The organism is Pontixanthobacter rizhaonensis (genome assembly GCF_012972675.1).
GTDB classification, from domain to species: Bacteria; Pseudomonadota; Alphaproteobacteria; order Sphingomonadales; family Sphingomonadaceae; genus Pontixanthobacter; species Pontixanthobacter rizhaonensis.
This window is the reverse complement of the sequence record NZ_JABCRE010000002.1, coordinates 1,220,982-1,241,484: the sequence shown is the minus strand read 5'-3', so window position 1 is coordinate 1,241,484 and position 20,503 is coordinate 1,220,982. Positions and strand designations below refer to the sequence as shown.

The window sequence follows — 20,503 nt, the reverse complement described above, 5'->3', positions numbered from 1 at the left end:
TAGGTGCCAGTGTATAGTAATGAAGCGCTGAGTTGACGGCGCACGAGAAGGAATTTTGATGGCTACCTTGGCCAAAGATACTTTGACTGAAACCCCTGATGCAGTTGTGGTGCGTTTTGCTGGTGACTCTGGCGATGGAATGCAGCTGACCGGCGGTCAATTTACGCTTTCCACCGCGCTTGCCGGCAATGATCTGGCGACTTTTCCCGATTTCCCGGCAGAGATCCGCGCACCGCAGGGCACTTTATTCGGTGTGTCAGCGTTCCAGATCAACTTCGGCAGCCGCGAGATTAACACGGCGGGTGATGCGCCAGACGTACTGGTTGCGATGAACCCGGCGGCGCTAAAAGTGAATTTGCCATCGCTCAAGCCTGGCGGTTTGGTCATTATCGACACAGGTGAGTTTTCCAAGCGGAACCTCGACAAAGCAAAGTATGATGTCAGTCCGCTGGAAGATGATACTCTGGCGAAGTGGGATGTGCTCGCATTCGATATTTCTGCACTGACGATTGAAGCAGTGAAGCCGTTTGGACTGGGTAACAAAGATGCCCTGCGTTCCAAGAATATGTGGACGCTAGGTCTAGCCCTGTGGATGTTCGACCGGGAGCGAGCCCCGATTGAAGATTGGTTGAAATCCAAATTCAAAAGCAAGCCGGAAATTGCAGATGCCAATATTGCGGCACTCAATGCGGGCCATGCCTATGGTGAAACGGCAGAATTGGCTGGCCCGATCCAGCAAATGTCAATGCCTGCGGTGGAAAGTGCGCCGGGTCTTTACCGTACCATCACTGGCGCGGAGGCTATCTCGCTCGGTTTGGTGGCAGGGGCGCAATTGGCAGAACTGCCGATGTTCTTCGGCGGTTATCCTATCACACCAGCCTCCGCGATTTTGCACCATTTGGCACGGCTGAAAGAGTTTGGCGTGACCACTTTCCAAGCGGAGGATGAGATTGCCGCGATTTGTGCTGCGATTGGCGCATCCTATGCGGGGCAGTTGGGCGTGACATCATCTTCAGGCCCCGGCATCGCGCTAAAGGGTGAGGCGATGGGCCTCGCGATTATGACTGAGCTTCCGCTGGTAATCGTCAACAGCCAGCGCGGCGGACCATCAACTGGCCTGCCGACAAAGACTGAGCAAAGCGATCTGTATCAGGCGATTTATGGCCGTAACGGTGATGCGCCGATGCCGGTTGTATCCTGTTCGGCACCGGGCGACGCATTTGAATGCGCGATCGAGGCATGCCGCATCGCGACACAATATATGACGCCGGTAATGCTGCTGACAGATGGCTACATCGCCAACGCGGCGGAGCCTTGGAAAGTGCCTGATCCGGAGACTTTTGAACCGTTCCCCGCCAAGTTTTTGGAAGAGAAGAACGGCGAGCAATTGCTGCCCTATAAACGGGATGGGAAGGGCGCGCGTCCTTGGATCAAGCCGGGCACTGAAGGTTTGATGCACCGGATCGGCGGGATTGAGAAAGCTGTCGATACAGGTCACATCGATTATGCGCCAGACAACCACCAGGCGATGACCGATGCCCGGGTTAATAAGGTTCTGGGTGTCGAGGTGCCTGACCAGGAAGTGACCCTGGGCGAGACATCAGGCAAGTTGGCTCTGGTCGGCTGGGGGTCCACCTTTGGCCCGATCAAGCGAGCGGTGCACAATGCGCGCGCCAAGGGTTTGGATGTGTCGCACATCCATGTTCGCCATATTTGGCCGTTGCCGGGCAACCTTGGAGAGTTGCTGAAGGGTTATGATACAATATTGGTGCCTGAGATGAATACAGGCCAGTTTAAAACCGTTTTACGCGATCAGTTCTTGGTCAATGCACAACCGTTGACCAAAACAAGCGGGCAGCCATTCACAATCGCCGAGCTTGAATCCGCGATTGAAGGAGCTTTGTCATGAACGCACCTGTAAAGTTTGAAACCACGCTCAAAGATTGGGAGACCGATCAGGAAGTCCGTTGGTGCCCTGGTTGTGGTGATTATGCTATCTTGAAGGCGGTCCAGCGTACGCTGCCTCAGCTTGGCTGTGACCCGAAAAATACAGTGTTTATCAGCGGCATCGGCTGCTCCAGCCGGTTCCCCTATTATATGGAAAGCTATGGCTTCCACACTATCCATGGCCGCGCGCCAGCCGTTGCGACCGGCGTGAAGCTGGCCAATCCAGATTTGGATGTATGGCTGGTTACTGGTGATGGCGATGGACTATCCATCGGCGGCAACCACATGATGCATGTGCTGCGTCGCAATGTGAATATGCAGATCATGCTGTTCAATAATGAGATTTACGGTCTGACCAAAGGCCAAGCGTCACCAACAAGCCGGGAAGGGACCAAGAGCCCGTCCACCCCGATCGGCTCCTATGATCGTCCGGCCAACCCATGCAGTTTCGCACTGGGCGCGGGGGCCCGCTTTATCGGTCGCGGCTTCGATGTGTCGAAGAATTTGCCCGATGTTTTGAAAGCTGCCCACGGCCATCAAGGTGCAGCATTTATTGAGATTTTCCAGAACTGTATCGTTTATAACAAAGACGTGTTCGAGGATTTTGCCGCTCCCAAGGGTGCAGGCGACCGTCAGCTATGGCTGGAACATGATAAGCCGATGCTATTCGGCGATCCCAAAACGGGCTTCGACAAAGGCATTGCTTTGGATCGGGAAAACCTAGCTCTGAAAGTCGTCGATGTTGTCGATGGCGATTGGGAAGCAGCGGACGTTCTGGTCCACGATGCAACCAATCGCAGTCTTGCTCATTTGCTGATCGAAATGCCATTCGGTCCATTCCCGATGGCGCTGGGCGTAATTTACGATGATCCGGCGCCTACATTTGAAGCTGCCGTGGTTGAAGAGCGGGCAAAATCAGCCGCTGGCAAGGAAGCCAATCTGGCGAAATTGCTGGCCAAGGGGCAGACGTGGACGGTCGATGCGGCAGAGGGGCACCCGACCGACTAACAATCCGGCAAGGGGGTTTGATGATCCATTTTGTAGAAGGCGGAACATTACTGCGGGCCAATAGAGGCGACGAGCTTCTGGTGCGTGAAAACCCTGATGTTAGTGTGCTGGGTAGGGTGTTTGCAGCAATCGGCGGAACGGCATTCATCGCAGGCGGTCTGTTTTTCTGGCAAATGCCGGTGGAGAGTACCGGTATCGGTACCGACTTAGCGCGGATTGCACTGTGCAGCGGATTGGGTTTGATCGGGGCTGTGATTGGCTGGAGCGCGTTGTACCCGCGTAAGTCTGTCACCCAATTAGAAGTCGATCCCGATAAGCGTGAAGTGCGATTGGGTTCGGTTAAGCCAGAGGCTGACTTCAAGGTTAAGCACCGCATGACGTTTGCCGAGATTGAGCGGTTTTATGCCGGCTCTCAGACATCGACGGATGTCCGCAATGTCGGAGGCAGCACAGTGTTATATGTTGAGGGATCCAGCGGGCCGCGCAACGGAGCGACGTTGGTGGGTTCTGTCCACGAACTTGAAGAATTGGTCCGCGAAATTAATGATATGCTTGCGCGGCCTTTGACATCCGAACCCGCGTCCAATCAGCATGGTGGCATACACAGAAGCGGTGGTTTCGGTCGCCGCGGCCTGTAAATTCCCTCCAGTTATGTCTAGGGATTGGCGATGGATAATCTAACCCACTCGCTCGTCGGTGCGTTGCTTGGTCAAGCTGGCTTAAAACGCAAGACGGGCCTTGCTATGCCCGCGTTGATTATTGGGGCTAACTTGCCCGATGTTGATGCGGCATGTTTCTTCTGGCTGGACGGTGCAGAACATCTCGGTTTCCGGCGCGGAATTACCCATGGGCCGCCTGCCTTGATTCTGTTGCCGCTGATACTTGCTGCGTTGTTGTATGGTTTTGACCGGTGGCAGGCGAAGCGCGGAAAACGGCCCGAGGGGCGGCTCCCAGTGAGTTTCAAATGGCTCTATCTGCTGAGTTTCATCGGTTGCTTGACCCATCCAGCTCTCGATTTCCTGAACGTCTACGGTATTCGCTTGCTCGAGCCTTTTTCGAGCCAATGGTCTTACGGTAATACGCTGTTTATCATCGATATCTGGCTATGGATCGGGATGGGTTTTACGACGTGGTTTTCTCTTTGGCGGGAAAAGAACGACAAGACTTGGCGTTGGCCGGCCATCGCGGCGTTGGTGCTTACCGTATTGTATATTGGCGCCAATTTTGTGACGTCCGTCGGCACTCAGGTTGCGTATTCCATCAATGATAAAGCTCTGTCGGGCGGAGCTGATAGCCCTGCGGTCAAACCCGATATTCCCGACGGCGTGTTTATTCCCTCTCCCCCTCCGTTCCTGTCTTTCCAGAGGGAAATCATCGTAGGAGATCGCAACGATTATTGGATCGTCCCTGCTGGTGAACTTCCGTCCCCTTGGAAAGCCAAAAGAGTGAGCGAAAACCGGTGTGCTTGGCCCGACTTTGCAGAGATGCGTAAGACCAATTCCGACCTTGATGCTTTCCTGTTTTGGTCGCGTACTCCATTCGTGGAAGATGATGGCAAAGGCGGTATATTGCTGAGGGATGCGCGGTTCTATGATCCGCGCGCACGGGATCGTTTTACGGTTGCCTTGCCCGATGTGCCGTGCAAGCCAATAACGGCGGAACCACACGCGCATTAAGACCGTTACCCTGCAAAAGGGAGCATCATGACAAAACCACACATCGTCTGGCTGCGGCGGGACCTGCGCCTCGCAGATCAGCCCGCATTCCATGCGGCGGCGCAGCTTGGACCGGTAATCCCGGTATATGTTCTGGATGATGGCGCCGCTGGGCATCACGCCTATGGCGGGGCGTCGCGTTGGTGGTTGCATCACTCGCTTGCCGATTTGTCCAAAGCTCTCGGTTCGCGTCATTCCCGTATTATCTTACGCCGCGGCGATGCGGTGGAAGAGCTTACCAAACTGGCGGAAGAAACCGGTGCAGAAGCCATCCATGCAATCCGTCACTATGAACCTTGGTGGCGCAAAGCTCAGGGTAAGTTGGCAGAGGTGCTTGATCTGCAACTGTATGACGGCAATTTCCTGCTACCGGCGGGCGCGGTAAAAACGGGATCGGGTACGCCGTATAAAATCTACACTCCGTTTTCCAAAGCAACGCTGGAACATATGCCGCCGCGCGATACCTTGCCGGAGCCAGAAACGCTGTCTCATCCAGACAGTTGGCCGCACAGTGATACGCTGGACGATTGGGATCTGTTGCCGACGAAACCTGATTGGTCGGGCGGTATCGCGGAGTTTTGGAAAGTCGGAGAAGCCGCCGCACATGATCGCTTGACGGAGTGGGAAGGTGACGTTGGCGATTACGATGAAGGCCGTAATCTGCCATCTCAAGATGGATCAAGCCGCCTGTCGCCGCATTTGCATTTCGGAGAGATATCACCTGCGCAAATCTGGCATGCCTTGAAACATCGTGAGGGGCAGGGGTGGAATACTTATGCCAAAGAACTGATTTGGCGCGATTATGCGCAGAATGTGATTTGCCAATTCCCGGCCTATCCAGTGCAATCCTATCGCGAGGATTTTGACCGCCTTGAATGGCGTGATCCTGAAACCGATGAAAAAGCGGCCGATGATCTCAAGGCATGGCAACGGGGGAAAACCGGCTATCCGATAGTCGATGCAGGAATGCGGCAGCTCTACCAAACCGGGTGGATGCATAACCGTGTCCGGATGATCGCAGCCAGTTTCCTGATCAAGCATTTGCTGATCGATTGGCGGCACGGCGAAAAATGGTTTTGGGATACTTTGGTAGATGCAGATTACGCGGCCAACGGAACCAATTGGCAGTGGGTCGCCGGTACCGGTGTGGACAGCAATATGTTCGTCAGGATCATGGCGCCGCTCAGCCAGTCAGAAAAGTTTGATGCGGCTGCCTATATCCGCGAATATGTGCCGGAACTGTCAGACTTGAGCGTGCCCTACATTCATGATCCGGAAGAACATGGCTGCCGTCCGCGCAGCTACCCACGTAAAATCATTGCGCATAAAGCAGGGCGCGAACGCGCTTTGGCAGCCTATAAACATATGAAGGGTTAGCGGGCTTGCGGGCCGGTGGACTGCGCGGCATAGGGGCTGCATGAATGTGCATGGGGGAACACGCGGTAAAGACCTGATCGGCGGCGGAGAACGGTTTGCCCGTAAATCCGGCCTGCTGGAACGCATGATCGCGCCGAGTTTGCACAAAATTCTCGACCGGATTGATCGCGGTCTGGAAACGGGTTCTATCTTTGGACACTTGCCTGATGGCACCACGCGATTGCTGGGCGGACGTCAGCCGGGTTTTGATGCTGTTGTCAATCTGCGCGATTGGCGCGGCGTAATGCGCCTCGCATCGAATGGTTCGATCGGTTGGTACCAGGCATGGGAAATTGGCGAATGGGATAGCCCGGATCCGGTCACTGTCTTCGCCGTGTTCAATGCCAACGCTGTTTCTTTAGGGCAGACGGGTAGGGCGAAGGGCCTGTTTCGGCTCGCGGCCAAGGTCGCTCATTGGCTCAACCGGAACAGTAAAGCGGGATCAGAGCGCAACATCCACGCGCATTACGATCTTGGGAATGATTTCTACACCCAATGGCTCGACCCAACCATGAGCTATTCCAGCGCCATTTTTGACACCAGTGACGATCTGGAAGCCGCTCAACGGCGCAAATGGGTGCATCTGTCAAAACGGCTGCGAAAACCCAAAACAGTGTTGGAAATCGGTTGCGGTTGGGGCGCATTGGCCGGGCATCTGGCGGATGACGGTGCCAAAGTGACAGCGATTAGCCTTTCCAACGAGCAGCTGGATTGGGCTCGCGACCATCAAGATGGCGAGGTTGAATTCCGTAAGCAGGATTACCGCGATACCAATGGCCAATATGACGCGATTGTCAGCGTTGAAATGGTGGAAGCGGTGGGGCGCGAATACTGGCCCAGCTATTTTGATTGCATCGCCAGAAACCTCAAACCGGGTGGGCGCGCAGCGATCCAATATATCAGTATCGATGATGCGATATTTGATGATTACGCGGGCAGCGCTGATTTCATTCAGGCCTATATCTTCCCCGGCGGCCTGTTGATCCGCACCAGCGAATTCCAGCGTTTGGCGAAAGAGCGCGGCTTAAGCTGGGAAGATCAGCATGATTTCGCGGAGGATTACGCCGAAACACTCAAAATATGGCGTGAACGATTTGATGCAGCGGCGGAAGAAGGCCGTCTTCCCGCCGGGTTTGATGAACGTTTTGTTCGCCTTTGGCGCTTTTATCTGATGTATTGTGAAGGTGGGTTTCGCGCTGGCGGAATTGAAGTGAGCCAAGTGACCTTGGTGAAAGATGGTGGCTAAAGAAAGCTGCCAAGACAGGCGCTAAAATCAGGCGTTGAGGGAGAGAGCATGATGAAAGCACTAGTAGGATTGTTGTCGGCTACGATGTTGGCTGGCTGCGGATATGTAGATTACGATCCCGCAAGTGCTCCGCCCGCTACGCAGGCGAATTCCACCGTTCCGGCGGAGCGCGCGGCACCTGCTGCGATGGGCGCTTCGAAAGACAGTTTTCGGCTGACTATGCCCCCGGCAAGCGTCACGCCTGCTGATCTGAACGTCCTGTTTTGGACAGACGCACAACGTGAAGCCCGGTTCCGCGATATGGAAAGCTGGTTTCCCGGCATCGAAGTGGATGCCCCTGCAGCAGCGCGTACATTTCCCAAAGGTGCTGCCTATTCCCAAGAACTTCAGGCCAGAATCGCTCAATTTGTAGCAGACACAAATGCTGCGGGAATCATGGTGCTGAAAGACGGCCAGCTGCGCCATGAGGCATATGGGTTGGGTTTCAAACCTGATCAGCGTTGGACCAGTTTTTCAGTCGCCAAGTCGTTTACATCGACTTTGCTTGGCGCGGCGGTGAAGGATGGTTGGATCTCCAGCCTGCAAGATCCGGTCACGAAATATCTGCCTGAGATGGAAGGCTCCGCCTATGAAGGGGTCACGGTCGAGCAAATCGCTACCATGACTTCGGGCGTGCGATGGAACGAGAGTTACACCGATCCCAATAGCGATGTCGCAAAAATGGGCGCAATCGTTGCTGCACAGGGTGAAGATGCCATTGTTACCCAATTGAAAGCGCTCCCGCGCGAGGCCCCGGCGGGCGAGAAGTTCGTTTATAAAACCGGTGAAACCAATCTGATTGGCGTATTGGTTGAACGCGCGACCGGTCAGAGCTTAGCTGAATATGCCAAGCTCAAAATTGTCGATCCTGCTGGTTTTGAGGGACCGCTATTCTGGATGATCGAGCCGTCGGGTCGCAATATTGGCGGCTGCTGTCTTTCAATCACATTGGGTGATTATGCGAGAATGGGACAACTTGCGTTGGAAGGTGGCAATGGCGTGGTGCCTTCAGGGTGGTTCGACAAGGCTGGCGGCCCGCAAGTATCGTTTGGCGATAACGGGTTCGGCTATGGATATCAGTGGTGGACTTACCCCGATGGCAATTATGGCGCCCAAGGTATTTTCGGCCAAGCCATAACCATCGTACCAGAGGAAAGGCTGGTTGTTGCCGTGGTCAGCAACTGGCCAACTGCGACAAGCGGCGAATATCGCAGTGAATGGCAAAAGCTGGTCACAGCAATAGCTACTGCTGATTGACGAGAACGCCCCAAGGGTGAGGCGAGCTGAAGGGGATATCAGCTCGCCTCGGGGTGAACACTATGCCTAGACCGCGCTGCGGTAGGTCATATCAGGACTGTAAAGCTGCAGGATGTTGCTGTGCACGATAGGGCTGAGCAAATCCATGAAAGCGCAGCCAACCAAGCTACGGTCCCACCACACGACTTCAGCCTGAAGAGATTCGAGTGTGGGCAAGGTGATCCAGCAAATTTGCCCGGGAATCATCCGGTTAATTGCCGACGCTGAAAAGCCAGACAAGGATAGATCATGGACCATTGTGGGGCGTGACCTTGCGCCCGACGGCCGCAATTGGCCGGGTATCGCCAGACGGGTTCGCGGTGCGCAGCGATCTTCCTGCGCTGCCATTTCATAAGACTGATGTGTGTCGAGGAGCACGAAACTACCCTCCATTAGAAGTTTGACCAGAAACCTTTCCAGCGGGTGTCTGGTCAGGCTTTCCAGAGAGTGGCCGTGCCTGGTTGCTATGAAATTACCCGAATGGGTTAAGAAAGATTTACTACACCCGCATCCGGTGTGACGTCGCAAAATCTGCGATCAGCAAATCCTTAATACGCTCTGCAACAACATCAGGTGTTTTCAGCGTCGCCGGATCTTCCCCGGGATAGGCTTTTGCCCGCATGCCCGTGCGAGTTGCACCAGGATCGACAATGGCAACTTTCACTCCGCCGATTTTCTCCACCTCTTGCGCGTAGCTATCAAGCAGCGACTCAAACGCGGCCTTGGTCGAGCCATAGGCTGACCAGTAAGCGCGGGCTGTCGAACCGACACTGCTTGTCAGGCCAATCACGCGGCCGGCATCAGCACGTTTCAGCATCGGGTCAAAAGCAGCCAGCAAGGCCTGTGTTGCCAGCAAATTGGTCGTGATTGCGACGCCAAATTGCTTTTGGTCAATTTGGGTTACTGGTGTTAACGTGGGCAGGTATGCTGCTGAAATTACCAAGAAATCCAGCTTGTCCCAGCGCCCAGCAATGGCAGAAGCGAGGCGGCTGATAGAATCGGGTTCGGTTAAGTCGAGCGGAGCGATGGTGGAGCTGCCGCCGACTGCGTGGATTTTATCCTCTACTGCTTCCAATGCCTTCACATCGCGGCCGGTAAGGATAATGTGCGCACCCGCCGCGCCAAGCGATTTCGCCGTTTCAGCGCCGATGCCCCGGCTCGATCCTGTTACGAGTGCCAGTTTGCCTTCAAATGGCCGATCTTGTGGAGCGCTCTCGCTCATCAGGCTACCTTATCGAAAGAAAGCTGGGCGTCTTTGTCCTTACGCTGGGCAAGATCTGTCAGCGGTGTTGGGTAGTCGCCAGTAAAACACGCATCGCAATATTGCGGACAGGCTGCGTCACGGGGCTGTTCGCCGACAGCTTGGTACAGCCCTTCAATCGACACAAAAGCGAGACTGTCTGCGCGGATGAAATCGCGCATAGGTTCCACGTCCATCCGTGCTGCCAGCAATTTGGAGCGTTCCGGCGTGTCTACACCATAAAAGCAGCTATGTGCTGTCGGCGGGCTTGCCACACGGAAATGGACTTCGCTCGCGCCTGCATCGCGCATCATTTCGACAATTTTCATCGAAGTGGTGCCGCGCACGATTGAATCGTCAATCAAAACAATACGTTTGCCCTCGACCAAGCCGCGATTGGCGTTGTGCTTACGCTTGACGTTCGAATGACGGACCCCGTCAGAAGGTTGGATGAATGTGCGGCCTACATAGTGGGACCGGATGATCCCTAGTTCAAAAGGAATGCCGGATTGCTGGGCATAGCCGATGGCGGCCGGAACGCCGCTATCGGGCACAGGTACAACCAGATCGACATCGCACGGATTTTCGATGGCGAGCTGTTCGCCAATCGCTTTACGGGCGGCGTAAACGGAGCGGCCATCAAAGATGGAATCTGGCCGACTGAAATAGACATGCTCAAAGATGCAAGGCCGTGCTTTATGGTTGCCGAATGGACGGAGTGTTTCGATCTGCCCGTCAAAGCCGACTTTGATCAGTTCACCGGGTTCCACTTGGCGGACGAATTCGGCCCCGATCACATCAAAAGCCACGCTTTCGCTAGCGAATACGGTCGCTTCGCCGATTTTACCCATTACCAGAGGGCGAATGCCCAGCGGGTCACGGCAGGCGATCATCCCCTCCGGCGTCATGACAATCAGGGAATATGCCCCTTCGACCATGCGTAAGGCATCCACCAGGCGGTCGACCATCGTTGGATAACGGCTGGTGGCCACAAGATGGATGATGACCTCTGTGTCCGAAGTCGATTGAAAAATTGCTCCGCGTCCGACCAATTCATCACGCAGCTTCTGGGCATTCGAGATGTTGCCATTATGGGCGACGGCAAAGCCGCCGCTGGCCAAATCGGCATAGAGAGGCTGCACGTTTCTAAGGCCCGCGCCGCCAGTGGTGGAATACCGGACGTGGCCAGCTGCCATATGTCCGGGCAATTCAGCCAGTGCTTCTGCGGTAGAAAAGTTTTCCGCCACGTGCCCGTTGCCGCGGCGTGAGTAGAACATGTCGCCGTCATAGCTGGTGATGCCAGCGGCTTCTTGCCCGCGATGTTGTAATGCGTGCAGCCCCAATGCGGTGACTGTAGAAGCTTCATCTGCGCCAATCGCGCCAAATACGCCGCACTCTTCGCGAAGCTTGTCTCCATTATCATCGTAAAACGGATGAGAAAGGTTCATAAATTGGCCCGCCCGGAGTGTTTGCGTGGGATGTCAGCTACGCGAGGCTCAATGGCGGTGTTGCAGTTTAATTACAAGGCCAGAAACGGCGAAATGCACGGAGTTTGGGAATTAAGCTGCCTGTAGTTCTACCGGCTTCTGGTTGGATTTCATTGCAGCGAAAGGAAAGCCCCCCTAAACGCTGTGCAACTGAACTCGGCTTAGCAATTGGAAACCAAAACTCCCGTGCTTTTAACACCTTTCGAATGGACTGTTACCCGGCGCTATATGATGCCCGGCAAGGGGGAGGGCTTTATCGCTCTTGTCGCCGGGATAAGTATCGGCGTGGTCATGCTCAGCGTCGCTTTGCTGATTGTTGTGATGAGCGTGATGAACGGATTTCGCGGCGAGCTGCTTGATCGGTTCGTCAATTTGAACGGCCACGCGATTATTCAGGGTTTCAACGGCCGACTGGATAATTGGGAAGATATTCTCGAAGAAGTGCAAGCCACGCCCGATGTTGTCAGCGCGTCTCCGCTCATTGAGCAACCTTTAATGGCGACGTTCAATGGCAGGGTCGCTGGCATCAGCGTGCGCGGCAACACCCAGAGCGACATTGGCGAGCTGAGCGAGAACTTGATCCAGGGCAATCTGTCGGAACTGAAGCCCGATGCAGGGAAGGTTGCCATCGGATCCAGGCTCGCGATGAATTTGGGTGCCCGGATCGGGGACACGATTACTATTGTGAATCCGGCCGGGCGATCAACGCCGTTTGGAACTGTGCCGCGTCAGGTTGGCTATCAAGTGTCTGCTCTGATCGAAACAGGCGTCTATGACTTCGATCAGATTTTCGTCGTGATGCCGATTAAGGACGCGCAGACTTTGATGCTTACCGGGGATCAGATCGGACTGATCGAGGTGACGACAACCGATGCGGAGAACGTTGGCCGGATCCTGCAACCGCTACAGCCAAAATTGCAGGGGGTTGCAATCATCAGCGATTGGCGGACCATCAACGCCAGCATTTTTGAAGCTTTGGAAGTCGAACGGGCCGCGATGTTCTTTGCATTGTCGTTTATTGTTCTGGTGGCCGCTTTCAACATCCTATCATCGCTTGTCATGCTGGTGCGGGCAAAAACAAGAGATATCGCCATCTTGCGGACTATGGGTGCGACCCGGCGAAACATTCTGAAAGTGTTTGTGACAACGGGTACGGTGATCGGCGCAATTGGCACCGCGAGCGGGCTGGTTCTGGGGTTCATCATCCTGTATTTTCGCCAAGGCATCGTCCGCTTTTTCGAGATTGTTACGGGGCAGGCGCTATGGAACCCGGATGTTCGCATCCTGACCGATTTGCCATCGCGCGTTGACCCCGCAGAAGTGATTGGCATCTGCGTGCTCGCAATGGGGCTGAGTTTCCTAGCCACGCTGTACCCCGCTTTTAAGGCGGCCAATACCGATCCAGTTCAGGTGCTGCGTTATGAATAATCCGGTGGTCAAACTTGCAGGGCTGACTCGGTCTTTTGAACAAGGCGGCGTTCGTATTGACGTGCTGCGCGGTGTCGATCTGGAGATTCAGCCTGGCGAGATCGTAGCGCTATTGGGGCCGTCAGGCTCGGGTAAATCGACAATGCTGCAAGCGGTCGGATTGCTTGAGGGCGGCTTTGGCGGATCTATTGCAATAGGCGGTGTCGACGCCAGTCAGCTGCCGTCTGATGGCCGCACGGAGCTTCGCCGGTCAAAAATGGGCTTTATCTATCAATTCCACCACTTGCTGCCGGACTTTAACGCACAGGAAAACGTGGTCCTGCCGCAACTGGTGTCTGGCGTTGCGCGCGCCGATGCTGACGAACGCGCGATCAGCCTGCTGACGTCGCTGGGTCTGTCTCACCGCCTGACGCACCGGCCAAGTCAATTGTCCGGTGGTGAACAGCAACGGGTTGCCGTTGCGCGGGCTTTGGCGAACGAGCCGCAATTGGTGCTGGCAGACGAGCCGACCGGCAATCTTGACGAAGCCACGGCTGACAAAGTCTTTGAAGAGTTCCTCAGTCTTGTGCGCGGTCAAGGCAGCGCAGCGTTGGTGGCAACCCACAATGAACGTTTGGCTGCCCGTATGGACCGAGTGGTCAGGTTGCATGAGGGTGTGCTAGGGTAACTTATCCCAAGCCAAGCCATAAAACCGGACGCCGTCCGTGTTGTTTCAAGAGTACCAATTTATGACCACGATAGCAGAATTTACCGTGAAGAAGCCGGATGGCAGCGATCTAGACCTGTCCGAAAAGCTGGGCACAGTGCTGCTGGTGGTCAACACCGCCAGCAAGTGCGGGTTTACGCCGCAATATGACGGGCTTGAGGAATTGCATCAGAAGTTTGGCGATCAAGGATTTGAAGTTCTCGCCTTTCCCTGCAACCAATTTGGCGGTCAGGAACCGGGCGATGCGGAAGAGATTGACCAGTTTTGCAAAGTCAATTTCGGCCTGACGTTTCCGTTGATGCAAAAGATTGACGTAAATGGCGACAATGCCAGTCCGTTGTTCGATTGGATGAAGGGCGAGGCACCCGGCCTGATGGGTAGCAAAGCGGTGAAATGGAATTTTACCAAATTCCTGATCGGCCGCGACGGCAAAGTTATCCGCCGCTACGCCCCGCAAGACACGCCTGCCAAAATCGAGAAGGATATCGCCGCGTTGCTGTAACAATTGTTGCGCACGAACGAATGACAGGGCAGATATTTTAGGAGGGCACTATGCTCGAAACATTCAATACATGGTTTCTGTCCCTCGGCGCGGAATATGGGGTTAATCCGTACATTTTCGGTGCGATTTATATCGGCGCGATCCCGTTTTTCATTCTGTCGATCGGTTGGTTGGTGCGGAACGCCAAGCGAGGGAAATCGACCGTTCTTCCGACAATGAGCGCCGGTTTCTTCTTCGTTTCTGCGTATATTTACCTAGCCATTGTCGGCAATAATATCCCGGTCTGGGTGTGGTTCTTCCTGGGTGCATTGATTGTCTATGGCGCATGGTCGAGCATTCGCGATACCCGCAAGAAAATCGCCGCCGCCAAGGCAGAGGCGATAGAAGAAGCCTCCTAACTTCTTCTCGGCAGAGTTTTCCTCTGCTTTTTAGGCTGCTTGAACGGGTGTAGGCTTCCCAAGCCCGGATAAATTCCTACTCTCTGGCGATGCCATTTGCTCCCTTTGTCCCGCTGCGTGTTTTGTCTTCCTATTCCATGTTGGAAGCGGCGATTGATCCCAAACAGATCGCCAAGCTGGCCAAGGAACGCGGTTTCCCGGCCATCGCGATTTGCGACCGGAACGGGCTGTATGGCGCGGTGATGTTTGCCAAGGCGTGTTTTGATGAGGGCATTCAGCCGATCATCGGAACCTTGCTTGGCATCGCGCGGGACAAAGAAGGTAAGCAGGTCGACTACTTGCCGCTCTACGCGCAGGACGAGCGCGGGTATGAAAATCTGTGTCATCTGGTGAGCAAGGCGCATCTGGATCGCCCGTTAGAGTTTGAACCCCATGTCCGGCTGTCCGATCTAGAAGGCTATTCCGACGGGTTGATCGCGTTGACAGGCTCCGGCGAGGGGGCTGTTTCGCGTTTGCTTGGGGAAGGGCAGGTCGAGCATGGCGAGGCCTATCTTGACCGGTTGCAAACGCTATTTCCTGATAGGTTGTATATTGAGCTGGCCCGCAACAATGCTGATGTGCAGGATGCCGCGGAAGAGGGTTTGATCGCCGTGGCCTATGCACGCGACTTGCCTTTGGCTGCGACAAACCCGGCCAATTTTGCCGAACCGCATATGAACTCCGCGCACGATGCCATGCTGTGCATTGCCCATTCAACCCATGTTGAGGCGGAGGAGCGGCCCCGTTCCAATCGTGATGCGTTCGTAAAGTCGCATTTGCTGATGGAAGAATTGTTTGGTGATCTGCCAGAGGCTTTGGCGAACACTCTCACCATTGCGCAGCGCTGCGCCTATGCGCCGCCCTATCGCGATCCGATCCTGCCCAGTTTGGCTGGCGATCTGGAGGGCGAGGCAAAGGCTTTGGCACAGGATGCTCGCAAAGGCCTGGAAGCCCGGCTTGAGCCGTATGGTCCAATGTCTGATGAAGACCGCAAAGCCTATTTTGACCGGCTTGATTTCGAGATTGAAGTTATCGTCAATATGGGGTTTCCCGGTTACTTCCTGATCGTTGCCGACTTTATCAAATGGGCCAAGGACAATGGCATTCCGGTCGGGCCGGGGCGGGGGTCTGGTGCGGGGTCTGTGGTCGCTTGGGCGCTGACCATTACCGATCTTGATCCGCTAAAACTTGGCCTGCTGTTTGAACGGTTTCTCAACCCGGAACGTGTGTCGATGCCCGATTTCGACATCGATTTTTGCGAGACGCGGCGCGGTGAGGTGATCCGGTATGTTCAAAAGAAATATGGCGATGATCATGTCGCCCAGATTATCACTTTTGGTAAGCTGAAAGCGCGTGCGGTGCTGCGCGATTGCGGCCGTATTTTGCAAATGAGTTACGGCCAAGTTGACCGGCTGTGCAAGATGGTGCCCAACCATCCGACCGATCCGTGGACGCTGCCGCGCGCTTTGAACGGTGCGGCAGATTTCAAGCGTGAATATCAGAACGACAATGAAGTAAAGCGGCTGGTCGATTTGGCCATGCAGCTGGAAGGCTTTCCTCGCAATAGTTCCACCCATGCGGCAGGCGTTGTCATTGGCGACCGTCCACTGGCGCAATTGGTACCGCTCTACCGTGATCCGCGCTCTGACATGCCGGTAACTCAATTTGACATGAAGCATGTTGAATCGAGCGGGTTGGTAAAATTCGATTTCCTTGGTCTGAAAACATTGTCTGTGCTGCGCAAAGCCACCGATCTGATGGAAAAGCGCGGCATCACCATTGATCTGGGCGCGCTTGCTTGGGATGATCCGGCGGTCTTTGACTTGCTGAAATCAGGCAATACGGTTGGTGTATTCCAGCTGGAATCTGAAGGTATGCGCCGCACGCTGACGGCCGTGAAGCCAAGCAAGTTTGAAGATATTATTGCCCTTGTATCGCTCTATCGACCGGGTCCGATGGACAATATTCCGCTATTCGGGAAGCGTAAGGCTGGCGATGTTCCCATCGAATATCCGCACCCGAAGCTGGAAGGTATTCTGGCCGAAACTTACGGCATTTTTGTCTATCAAGAACAAGTGATGCAGGCCGCCCAGATTTTGGCGGGCTATTCACTGGGTGATGCGGATCTTCTGCGCCGGGCAATGGGTAAAAAAGTCCAGGCGGAAATGGATGCCCAGCGCGAACGTTTTGTCGATGGGTGCAAGATCAATTCTAATATCGAGAAACAAGCGGCGAATGAGCTGTTTGACTTGATCGACAAGTTTGCAGGCTATGGCTTCAACAAATCTCACGCGGCTGCATATGCTCTGCTTGCCTATCAAACTGCGTGGCTGAAAGCGCATTATCCCGAAGAATTTTACGCTGCATCGATGTGTTTCGATATGCATCAATCGGAAAAGCTGGCGCTGTTTGTTGACGATGCCCGCAGGCACGGGATCGAAATTGCTCCGCCGGATTTGAATGCGTCTGAGGCCGAATATTCGGTCGAACAAACCGACGATGGTTACGCCGTTCGCTATGCGTTGGCGGGCATTCGCAATGTTGGTGAAAAAGCGATGGATGCAATTGTCCAAGAACGCGAGGCGAATGGTCCTTTCACTGGCATGAAAGACTTGTTTGAACGCTTGCCGCCCGGTTCGATGAACAGGCGGCAATTGGAAGGCTTGATTTGCGCAGGAGCTCTTGATTGTTTTGAACCCAATCGCGGGATGTTGTTCGCCAATGTGGAGTTGCTACTGGCAACTGCGGATGCTGCAATTCGCGAACGTGAGAGCGGGCAGGTCGGGCTTTTTGCCGGAGAAGAAGATGGCAGCGATGATCTGCGGCTAAAGCCGGCGGACGACTGGCCCCGCCCGGAACGTATGGCAAAAGAGCGCGAAAATTTCGGGTTCTATTTCTCCGCTCATCCGGTCCAGCAGCACTGGGCCGTGGCCTCCGCCAATGGCGCGCGCACGTATCAAAGTCTGATGGAATCTGGCGCGCCGCCCGGCGGCCGCCAGCAAGCCGTGATGGCTGCCATGGTGGAAAGCGTCAACAAGGGTAAAACCAAGCGCGGTAAAGACTTCATCCGTGCCGATTTTTCCGATGCGACCGGGCAATTCAGCGCAGCGTGTTTTGAAGAAACACTGGTAGAAGACTTTCAAAAATGGGCAGCGGAAAGCACGTGCATTTTGCTCAACGTAGAACTGGATTCGCCAAGCCCAGACGAACCGCCGCGCGTTACCATTAGAGGGGGGCGGCCACTGGAAGACATAACCGGAAGCTCACGTATGGTGCTCAATTTGGAGCTGACTGACGCAGCGGCATTACAGGATCTCAAGCTCGAACTGGTGCCCGGAACAGCGGGCCACGGCGAAGTATTGGTAAAGTTGAAAACGGGTACTGAAACCGAGCCGATGATGCGGCTGGGGCGGGATTTTGCTCTCGACGGAGAATTGGCTGAACGACTCGCTTTGATTGAAGGTGTCGACAAAGTTGCTTTGACGACGAGGCGCGGCGCGTCTCATTTACGGCTCGTCGCCTGAGCAGCTCTCCTTATCAGACTGATTGCAGCTGCGCGGGGCAAGAATGGTGGTGTAACGTGCTGTGAGCATCAAAACGGTCGGCAGCAGCATGGTGTTCCAAAGGTCATGCCAGTTTCCGGCCAAATACGCTCTATTATCGAGCCTGAGCGATTCCCTGATATCAATCGCTTCACCGATAAGTGCAGCCAGCAAAACCAAAAACCACGGTTTCCATTGCCACGCCCGCCAGCGCAAACAAGCGAGCATAAAGATAATCAAGGCGACATAGATGTGCATCGCGTCGCGTGCGAGGCCCGACCATTCGGTTAGTGCCACTTTCATTTGAATTACCGCTTCCATACATTCGGTTCTTAGAGTGATTGCCTTGACTGGCAAGCAAAGGCATGGTGCGTACAACAACAATATAAATTTCGGAGAGAATGCTGATGGGAACTGTAGCTTTAGGAGCGATGCAGGATTGGACCATGCGGGTGACTCATGTGATCGATCACGCCGCACGGGAGGCGGGTGATCGCGAGATCGTATCCCGCTGGGCTGATGGTACAGAAACCCGGACCAACTGGGCGGGTATTCGCAGCGATGCCTTGAAGATGGCGCAGGCGCTGCAGGCGCTGGGCCTAAAGAAAGGCGATAAAGTTGCTAGCCTGGCGATGAACCATTCCCGCCATTTGGTCAGCTGGTACGGCGTTGCCGGGATGGGCGGCGTGCTCCACACAATTAACCCGCGATTGTTCGAAGACCAGCTGGAGTACATTGCCAATCACGCTGAAGACAAAGCGCTGATTTACGACGCCGCGTTTCAGCCGATTATTGATAAAATGAAGTCCAAATGGACCACGATTGAGCACTATATCTGCTACGATCCGGCAGATGGTTTTGATGGGCTGGCTTTTGAAGATTGGATCGGCGAGCAGGACGGCAATTTTGAGTGGGTAACCGGTGATGAGCGTGACCCATGCATGATCTGTTACACCAGTGGTACGACAGGTAACCCCAAGGGCGTGCAATATGAGCACCGTTCAACAGTGCTCCATGCCATATCCGGCCTTCAACCCTCGACCTTCAATTTCAGTGCCTCCAGCGTGATGTTGCCGGTTGTGCCGATGTTCCACGCGGCAAGCTGGGGTCTGCCCTATGCAGGTGCGATGGCGGGTATCAAATTCGTATTCTCCGCCGTAAACGACCCCGCCGTTCTGCATGAGTTGATGGAACGCGAAGGCGTGACGGATAGTGCAGGGGTGCCGACAGTGTGGCTCGCCCATTTCCAGTATTGCGACGCCCAAGGGCTTGATCTGCCGAAGTTGAAAGCTGCCACAATCGGCGGCTCGGCCTGTCCGCGCTTTATGATCGAACGGCTGATGAAGAACGGCACACGTGTTCAACACGCTTGGGGCATGACGGAAACCAGCCCGATTGGCACGGTTGGCGGGCCAACCCATGATTGGGACGATCTGACTTTTGAGCAAAAGGTCGATAAAACCGCGATGCAAGGACGTCCGATCTTCGGCGTCGAACTACGCACGATTGATCTGGATGATCCAAGCATCGAACTGCCGCGTGATGGCAAGACATCCGGCGCACTACAAATTCGTGGGCCCTGGATCATTAAGCGATATTACAAAGCGGAGGAGGACTGCGCCGACGAGAACGGCTGGTTCGATACAGGCGATGTTGGCATCATCCACCCTGATGGCACCTTGCAGCTGACCGACCGGACCAAAGACGTGATCAAATCTGGCGGTGAATGGATCAGTTCGGTGGAGCTCGAAAATGCCGCTGTCGGTCATGCTGAAGTGGCAGAAGCCGCCTGTATCGGGATGCCGCACCCCAAATGGGATGAGCGCCCGGTACTTTTCGTAGTTCGCAATCCAGGTTCCAGCGTGACGGCTGATGATATTAATGCGCACCTTGCCCCATTGATTGCCAAATGGTGGATGCCCGATGCAATCGAATTTGTGGATGACATCCCGCACACTGCAACGGGCAAGATCAGCAAAAAAGATCTGCGCGAGCGGTTCAGCGATTATACGTTGGCGGGGTAGATATGTCGCAAACCTATATTGATCCAAGCCCGGCCAACTTTCAGGCCTTCAAAGACCTGCCGCGCGACGAGCCTATCCAGATGCTCAACCTGCTGCAATTTCGCGATCAAGCGGAATATCCAGCAGGGCATGAGCACGCGGATAAGGGTTGGAGCGGACGGCGGGCCTATGTGGAATACGGCAAAACCAGCGGGCCCATTTTTGAGCGCGTTGGCGGCAGCATCGTATGGCGCGGTGCATTTCAAACGATGGTGACGGGCCCCGATGCCAAACAATGGCATAGCGGCTTTGTCGCGCATTATCCCAATGCGGGGGCCTTCTTTGAAATGATCACGGATGCGAACTATCAGCTGGCTGTTGTGAACCGCACCGCTGCATTGGTCGATAGCCGCCTGATGCGGTTCGAACCGGGCGAAACCGGCGGAGGGTTTGGGTGAACCCCTGGCGGATGTCGTCAGCTAGGGTAAAAT

Annotated in this window: 18 protein-coding genes; 14 read left to right on the top strand and 4 right to left on the bottom strand. The window is 54.9% G+C overall.

Annotated features, from left to right (window positions below; all coding sequences use genetic code 11):
• Nucleotides 1–58 precede the first annotated feature (58 nt).
• The 7 genes from HKD42_RS05885 to HKD42_RS05855 are packed head-to-tail and all read left to right on the top strand — an operon-like array spanning nt 59 to nt 8,628.
• On the top strand, nt 59–1,909 hold the full coding sequence (locus HKD42_RS05885) for a 2-oxoacid:acceptor oxidoreductase subunit alpha (protein WP_170011157.1): 1,851 nt from the start codon (nt 59–61) through the stop codon (nt 1,907–1,909).
• Nucleotides 1,906–2,955 carry a 2-oxoacid:ferredoxin oxidoreductase subunit beta gene (locus tag HKD42_RS05880; protein WP_170011155.1) on the top strand — a complete coding sequence of 350 codons (1,050 nt, stop codon included), beginning with the start codon at nt 1,906–1,908 and terminating at the stop codon, nt 2,953–2,955. Before HKD42_RS05885 ends, HKD42_RS05880 begins: the two co-directional genes overlap by 4 nt.
• A gap of 20 nt (nt 2,956–2,975) precedes the next feature.
• Complete coding sequence (locus HKD42_RS05875) at nt 2,976–3,593, top strand: TMEM70/TMEM186/TMEM223 family protein (protein WP_170011153.1); 618 nt, start codon at nt 2,976–2,978, stop codon at nt 3,591–3,593.
• A gap of 30 nt (nt 3,594–3,623) precedes the next feature.
• On the top strand, nt 3,624–4,631 hold the full coding sequence (locus tag HKD42_RS05870) for a metal-dependent hydrolase (protein WP_170011151.1): 1,008 nt from the start codon (nt 3,624–3,626) through the stop codon (nt 4,629–4,631).
• A 27-nt stretch (nt 4,632–4,658) separates the two neighbouring features.
• On the top strand, nt 4,659–6,047 hold the full coding sequence (locus tag HKD42_RS05865) for a cryptochrome/photolyase family protein (RefSeq protein WP_170011149.1): 1,389 nt from the start codon (nt 4,659–4,661) through the stop codon (nt 6,045–6,047).
• Between the two features lie 40 nt (nt 6,048–6,087).
• Entirely contained in the window at nt 6,088–7,332 is a 1,245-nt protein-coding gene (locus tag HKD42_RS05860; RefSeq protein WP_170011147.1) for an SAM-dependent methyltransferase, read from the top strand.
• 48 nt (nt 7,333–7,380) lie between these two features.
• Nucleotides 7,381–8,628: a serine hydrolase domain-containing protein gene (locus tag HKD42_RS05855; RefSeq protein ID WP_343042201.1), complete on the top strand. Its 1,248-nt coding sequence runs from the start codon at nt 7,381–7,383 to the stop codon at nt 8,626–8,628.
• 66 nt (nt 8,629–8,694) lie between these two features.
• On the opposite strand, the gene HKD42_RS05850 is transcribed toward HKD42_RS05855, so the two are convergent.
• From HKD42_RS05850 to purF, 3 genes are all read right to left on the bottom strand, one after another.
• Entirely contained in the window at nt 8,695–9,015 is a 321-nt protein-coding gene (locus tag HKD42_RS05850; RefSeq protein WP_170012146.1) for a PilZ domain-containing protein, read from the bottom strand.
• A gap of 151 nt (nt 9,016–9,166) precedes the next feature.
• Nucleotides 9,167–9,889 (bottom strand): SDR family NAD(P)-dependent oxidoreductase, encoded by a 723-nt coding sequence (locus HKD42_RS05845; RefSeq protein ID WP_170011145.1) that lies wholly within the window; start codon nt 9,887–9,889, stop codon nt 9,167–9,169.
• Nucleotides 9,889–11,355 (bottom strand): amidophosphoribosyltransferase, encoded by a 1,467-nt coding sequence (purF, locus tag HKD42_RS05840; protein WP_170011143.1) that lies wholly within the window; start codon nt 11,353–11,355, stop codon nt 9,889–9,891. Before purF ends, HKD42_RS05845 begins: the two co-directional genes overlap by 1 nt.
• 225 nt (nt 11,356–11,580) lie before the next feature.
• On the opposite strand from purF, the gene HKD42_RS05835 reads away from it, so the two are divergent.
• The 5 genes from HKD42_RS05835 to dnaE all read left to right on the top strand — a co-directional run bounded on the left by HKD42_RS05835 (nt 11,581) and on the right by dnaE (nt 17,991).
• Nucleotides 11,581–12,822 carry a lipoprotein-releasing ABC transporter permease subunit gene (locus tag HKD42_RS05835; RefSeq protein ID WP_170011141.1) on the top strand — a complete coding sequence of 414 codons (1,242 nt, stop codon included), beginning with the start codon at nt 11,581–11,583 and terminating at the stop codon, nt 12,820–12,822.
• Entirely contained in the window at nt 12,815–13,489 is a 675-nt protein-coding gene (locus HKD42_RS05830) for an ABC transporter ATP-binding protein (protein ID WP_170011139.1), read from the top strand. Before HKD42_RS05835 ends, HKD42_RS05830 begins: the two co-directional genes overlap by 8 nt.
• 61 nt (nt 13,490–13,550) lie before the next feature.
• Complete coding sequence (locus HKD42_RS05825; RefSeq protein WP_170011137.1) at nt 13,551–14,030, top strand: glutathione peroxidase; 480 nt, start codon at nt 13,551–13,553, stop codon at nt 14,028–14,030.
• A 50-nt stretch (nt 14,031–14,080) separates the two neighbouring features.
• A complete protein-coding gene (locus HKD42_RS05820) occupies nt 14,081–14,428 on the top strand; it encodes a hypothetical protein (protein WP_170011135.1) in 348 nt (115 codons plus the stop codon).
• A gap of 89 nt (nt 14,429–14,517) precedes the next feature.
• Nucleotides 14,518–17,991, top strand: a complete 3,474-nt coding sequence (gene dnaE / locus HKD42_RS05815) for a DNA polymerase III subunit alpha (protein ID WP_170011133.1) — start codon at nt 14,518–14,520, stop codon at nt 17,989–17,991.
• Here dnaE and HKD42_RS05810 read toward each other — a convergent pair.
• Nucleotides 17,974–18,330, bottom strand: a complete 357-nt coding sequence (locus HKD42_RS05810) for a hypothetical protein (protein ID WP_170011131.1) — start codon at nt 18,328–18,330, stop codon at nt 17,974–17,976. The two genes, dnaE and HKD42_RS05810, sit on opposite strands and share 18 nt — an antisense overlap.
• Before the next feature lie 86 nt (nt 18,331–18,416).
• Between HKD42_RS05810 and HKD42_RS05805 the strand changes: the two genes are divergently transcribed.
• Complete coding sequence (locus HKD42_RS05805) at nt 18,417–20,033, top strand: long-chain fatty acid--CoA ligase (protein ID WP_246236759.1); 1,617 nt, start codon at nt 18,417–18,419, stop codon at nt 20,031–20,033.
• Nucleotides 20,034–20,035: 2 nt separating this feature from the next.
• Nucleotides 20,036–20,470, top strand: coding sequence for a DUF1330 domain-containing protein (locus tag HKD42_RS05800; protein ID WP_170011129.1), 435 nt, complete (start codon nt 20,036–20,038; stop codon nt 20,468–20,470).
• The last annotated feature ends 33 nt before the right edge of the window (nt 20,471–20,503 follow it).

Coding starts and splice junctions, on each gene's coding strand:
- HKD42_RS05885 (WP_170011157.1), top strand. CDS start 59: ATGGCTACCTTGGCCAAAGATACTTTGACTGAAACCCCTGATGCAGTT.
- HKD42_RS05880 (WP_170011155.1), top strand. CDS start 1,906: ATGAACGCACCTGTAAAGTTTGAAACCACGCTCAAAGATTGGGAGACC.
- HKD42_RS05875 (WP_170011153.1), top strand. CDS start 2,976: ATGATCCATTTTGTAGAAGGCGGAACATTACTGCGGGCCAATAGAGGC.
- HKD42_RS05870 (WP_170011151.1), top strand. CDS start 3,624: ATGGATAATCTAACCCACTCGCTCGTCGGTGCGTTGCTTGGTCAAGCT.
- HKD42_RS05865 (WP_170011149.1), top strand. CDS start 4,659: ATGACAAAACCACACATCGTCTGGCTGCGGCGGGACCTGCGCCTCGCA.
- HKD42_RS05860 (WP_170011147.1), top strand. CDS start 6,088: ATGAATGTGCATGGGGGAACACGCGGTAAAGACCTGATCGGCGGCGGA.
- HKD42_RS05855 (WP_343042201.1), top strand. CDS start 7,381: ATGATGAAAGCACTAGTAGGATTGTTGTCGGCTACGATGTTGGCTGGC.
- HKD42_RS05850 (WP_170012146.1), bottom strand. CDS start 9,015: ATGGCAGCGCAGGAAGATCGCTGCGCACCGCGAACCCGTCTGGCGATA.
- HKD42_RS05845 (WP_170011145.1), bottom strand. CDS start 9,889: ATGAGCGAGAGCGCTCCACAAGATCGGCCATTTGAAGGCAAACTGGCA.
- purF (WP_170011143.1), bottom strand. CDS start 11,355: ATGAACCTTTCTCATCCGTTTTACGATGATAATGGAGACAAGCTTCGC.
- HKD42_RS05830 (WP_170011139.1), top strand. CDS start 12,815: ATGAATAATCCGGTGGTCAAACTTGCAGGGCTGACTCGGTCTTTTGAA.
- HKD42_RS05825 (WP_170011137.1), top strand. CDS start 13,551: ATGACCACGATAGCAGAATTTACCGTGAAGAAGCCGGATGGCAGCGAT.
- HKD42_RS05820 (WP_170011135.1), top strand. CDS start 14,081: ATGCTCGAAACATTCAATACATGGTTTCTGTCCCTCGGCGCGGAATAT.
- dnaE (WP_170011133.1), top strand. CDS start 14,518: ATGCCATTTGCTCCCTTTGTCCCGCTGCGTGTTTTGTCTTCCTATTCC.
- HKD42_RS05810 (WP_170011131.1), bottom strand. CDS start 18,330: ATGGAAGCGGTAATTCAAATGAAAGTGGCACTAACCGAATGGTCGGGC.
- HKD42_RS05805 (WP_246236759.1), top strand. CDS start 18,417: ATGGGAACTGTAGCTTTAGGAGCGATGCAGGATTGGACCATGCGGGTG.
- HKD42_RS05800 (WP_170011129.1), top strand. CDS start 20,036: ATGTCGCAAACCTATATTGATCCAAGCCCGGCCAACTTTCAGGCCTTC.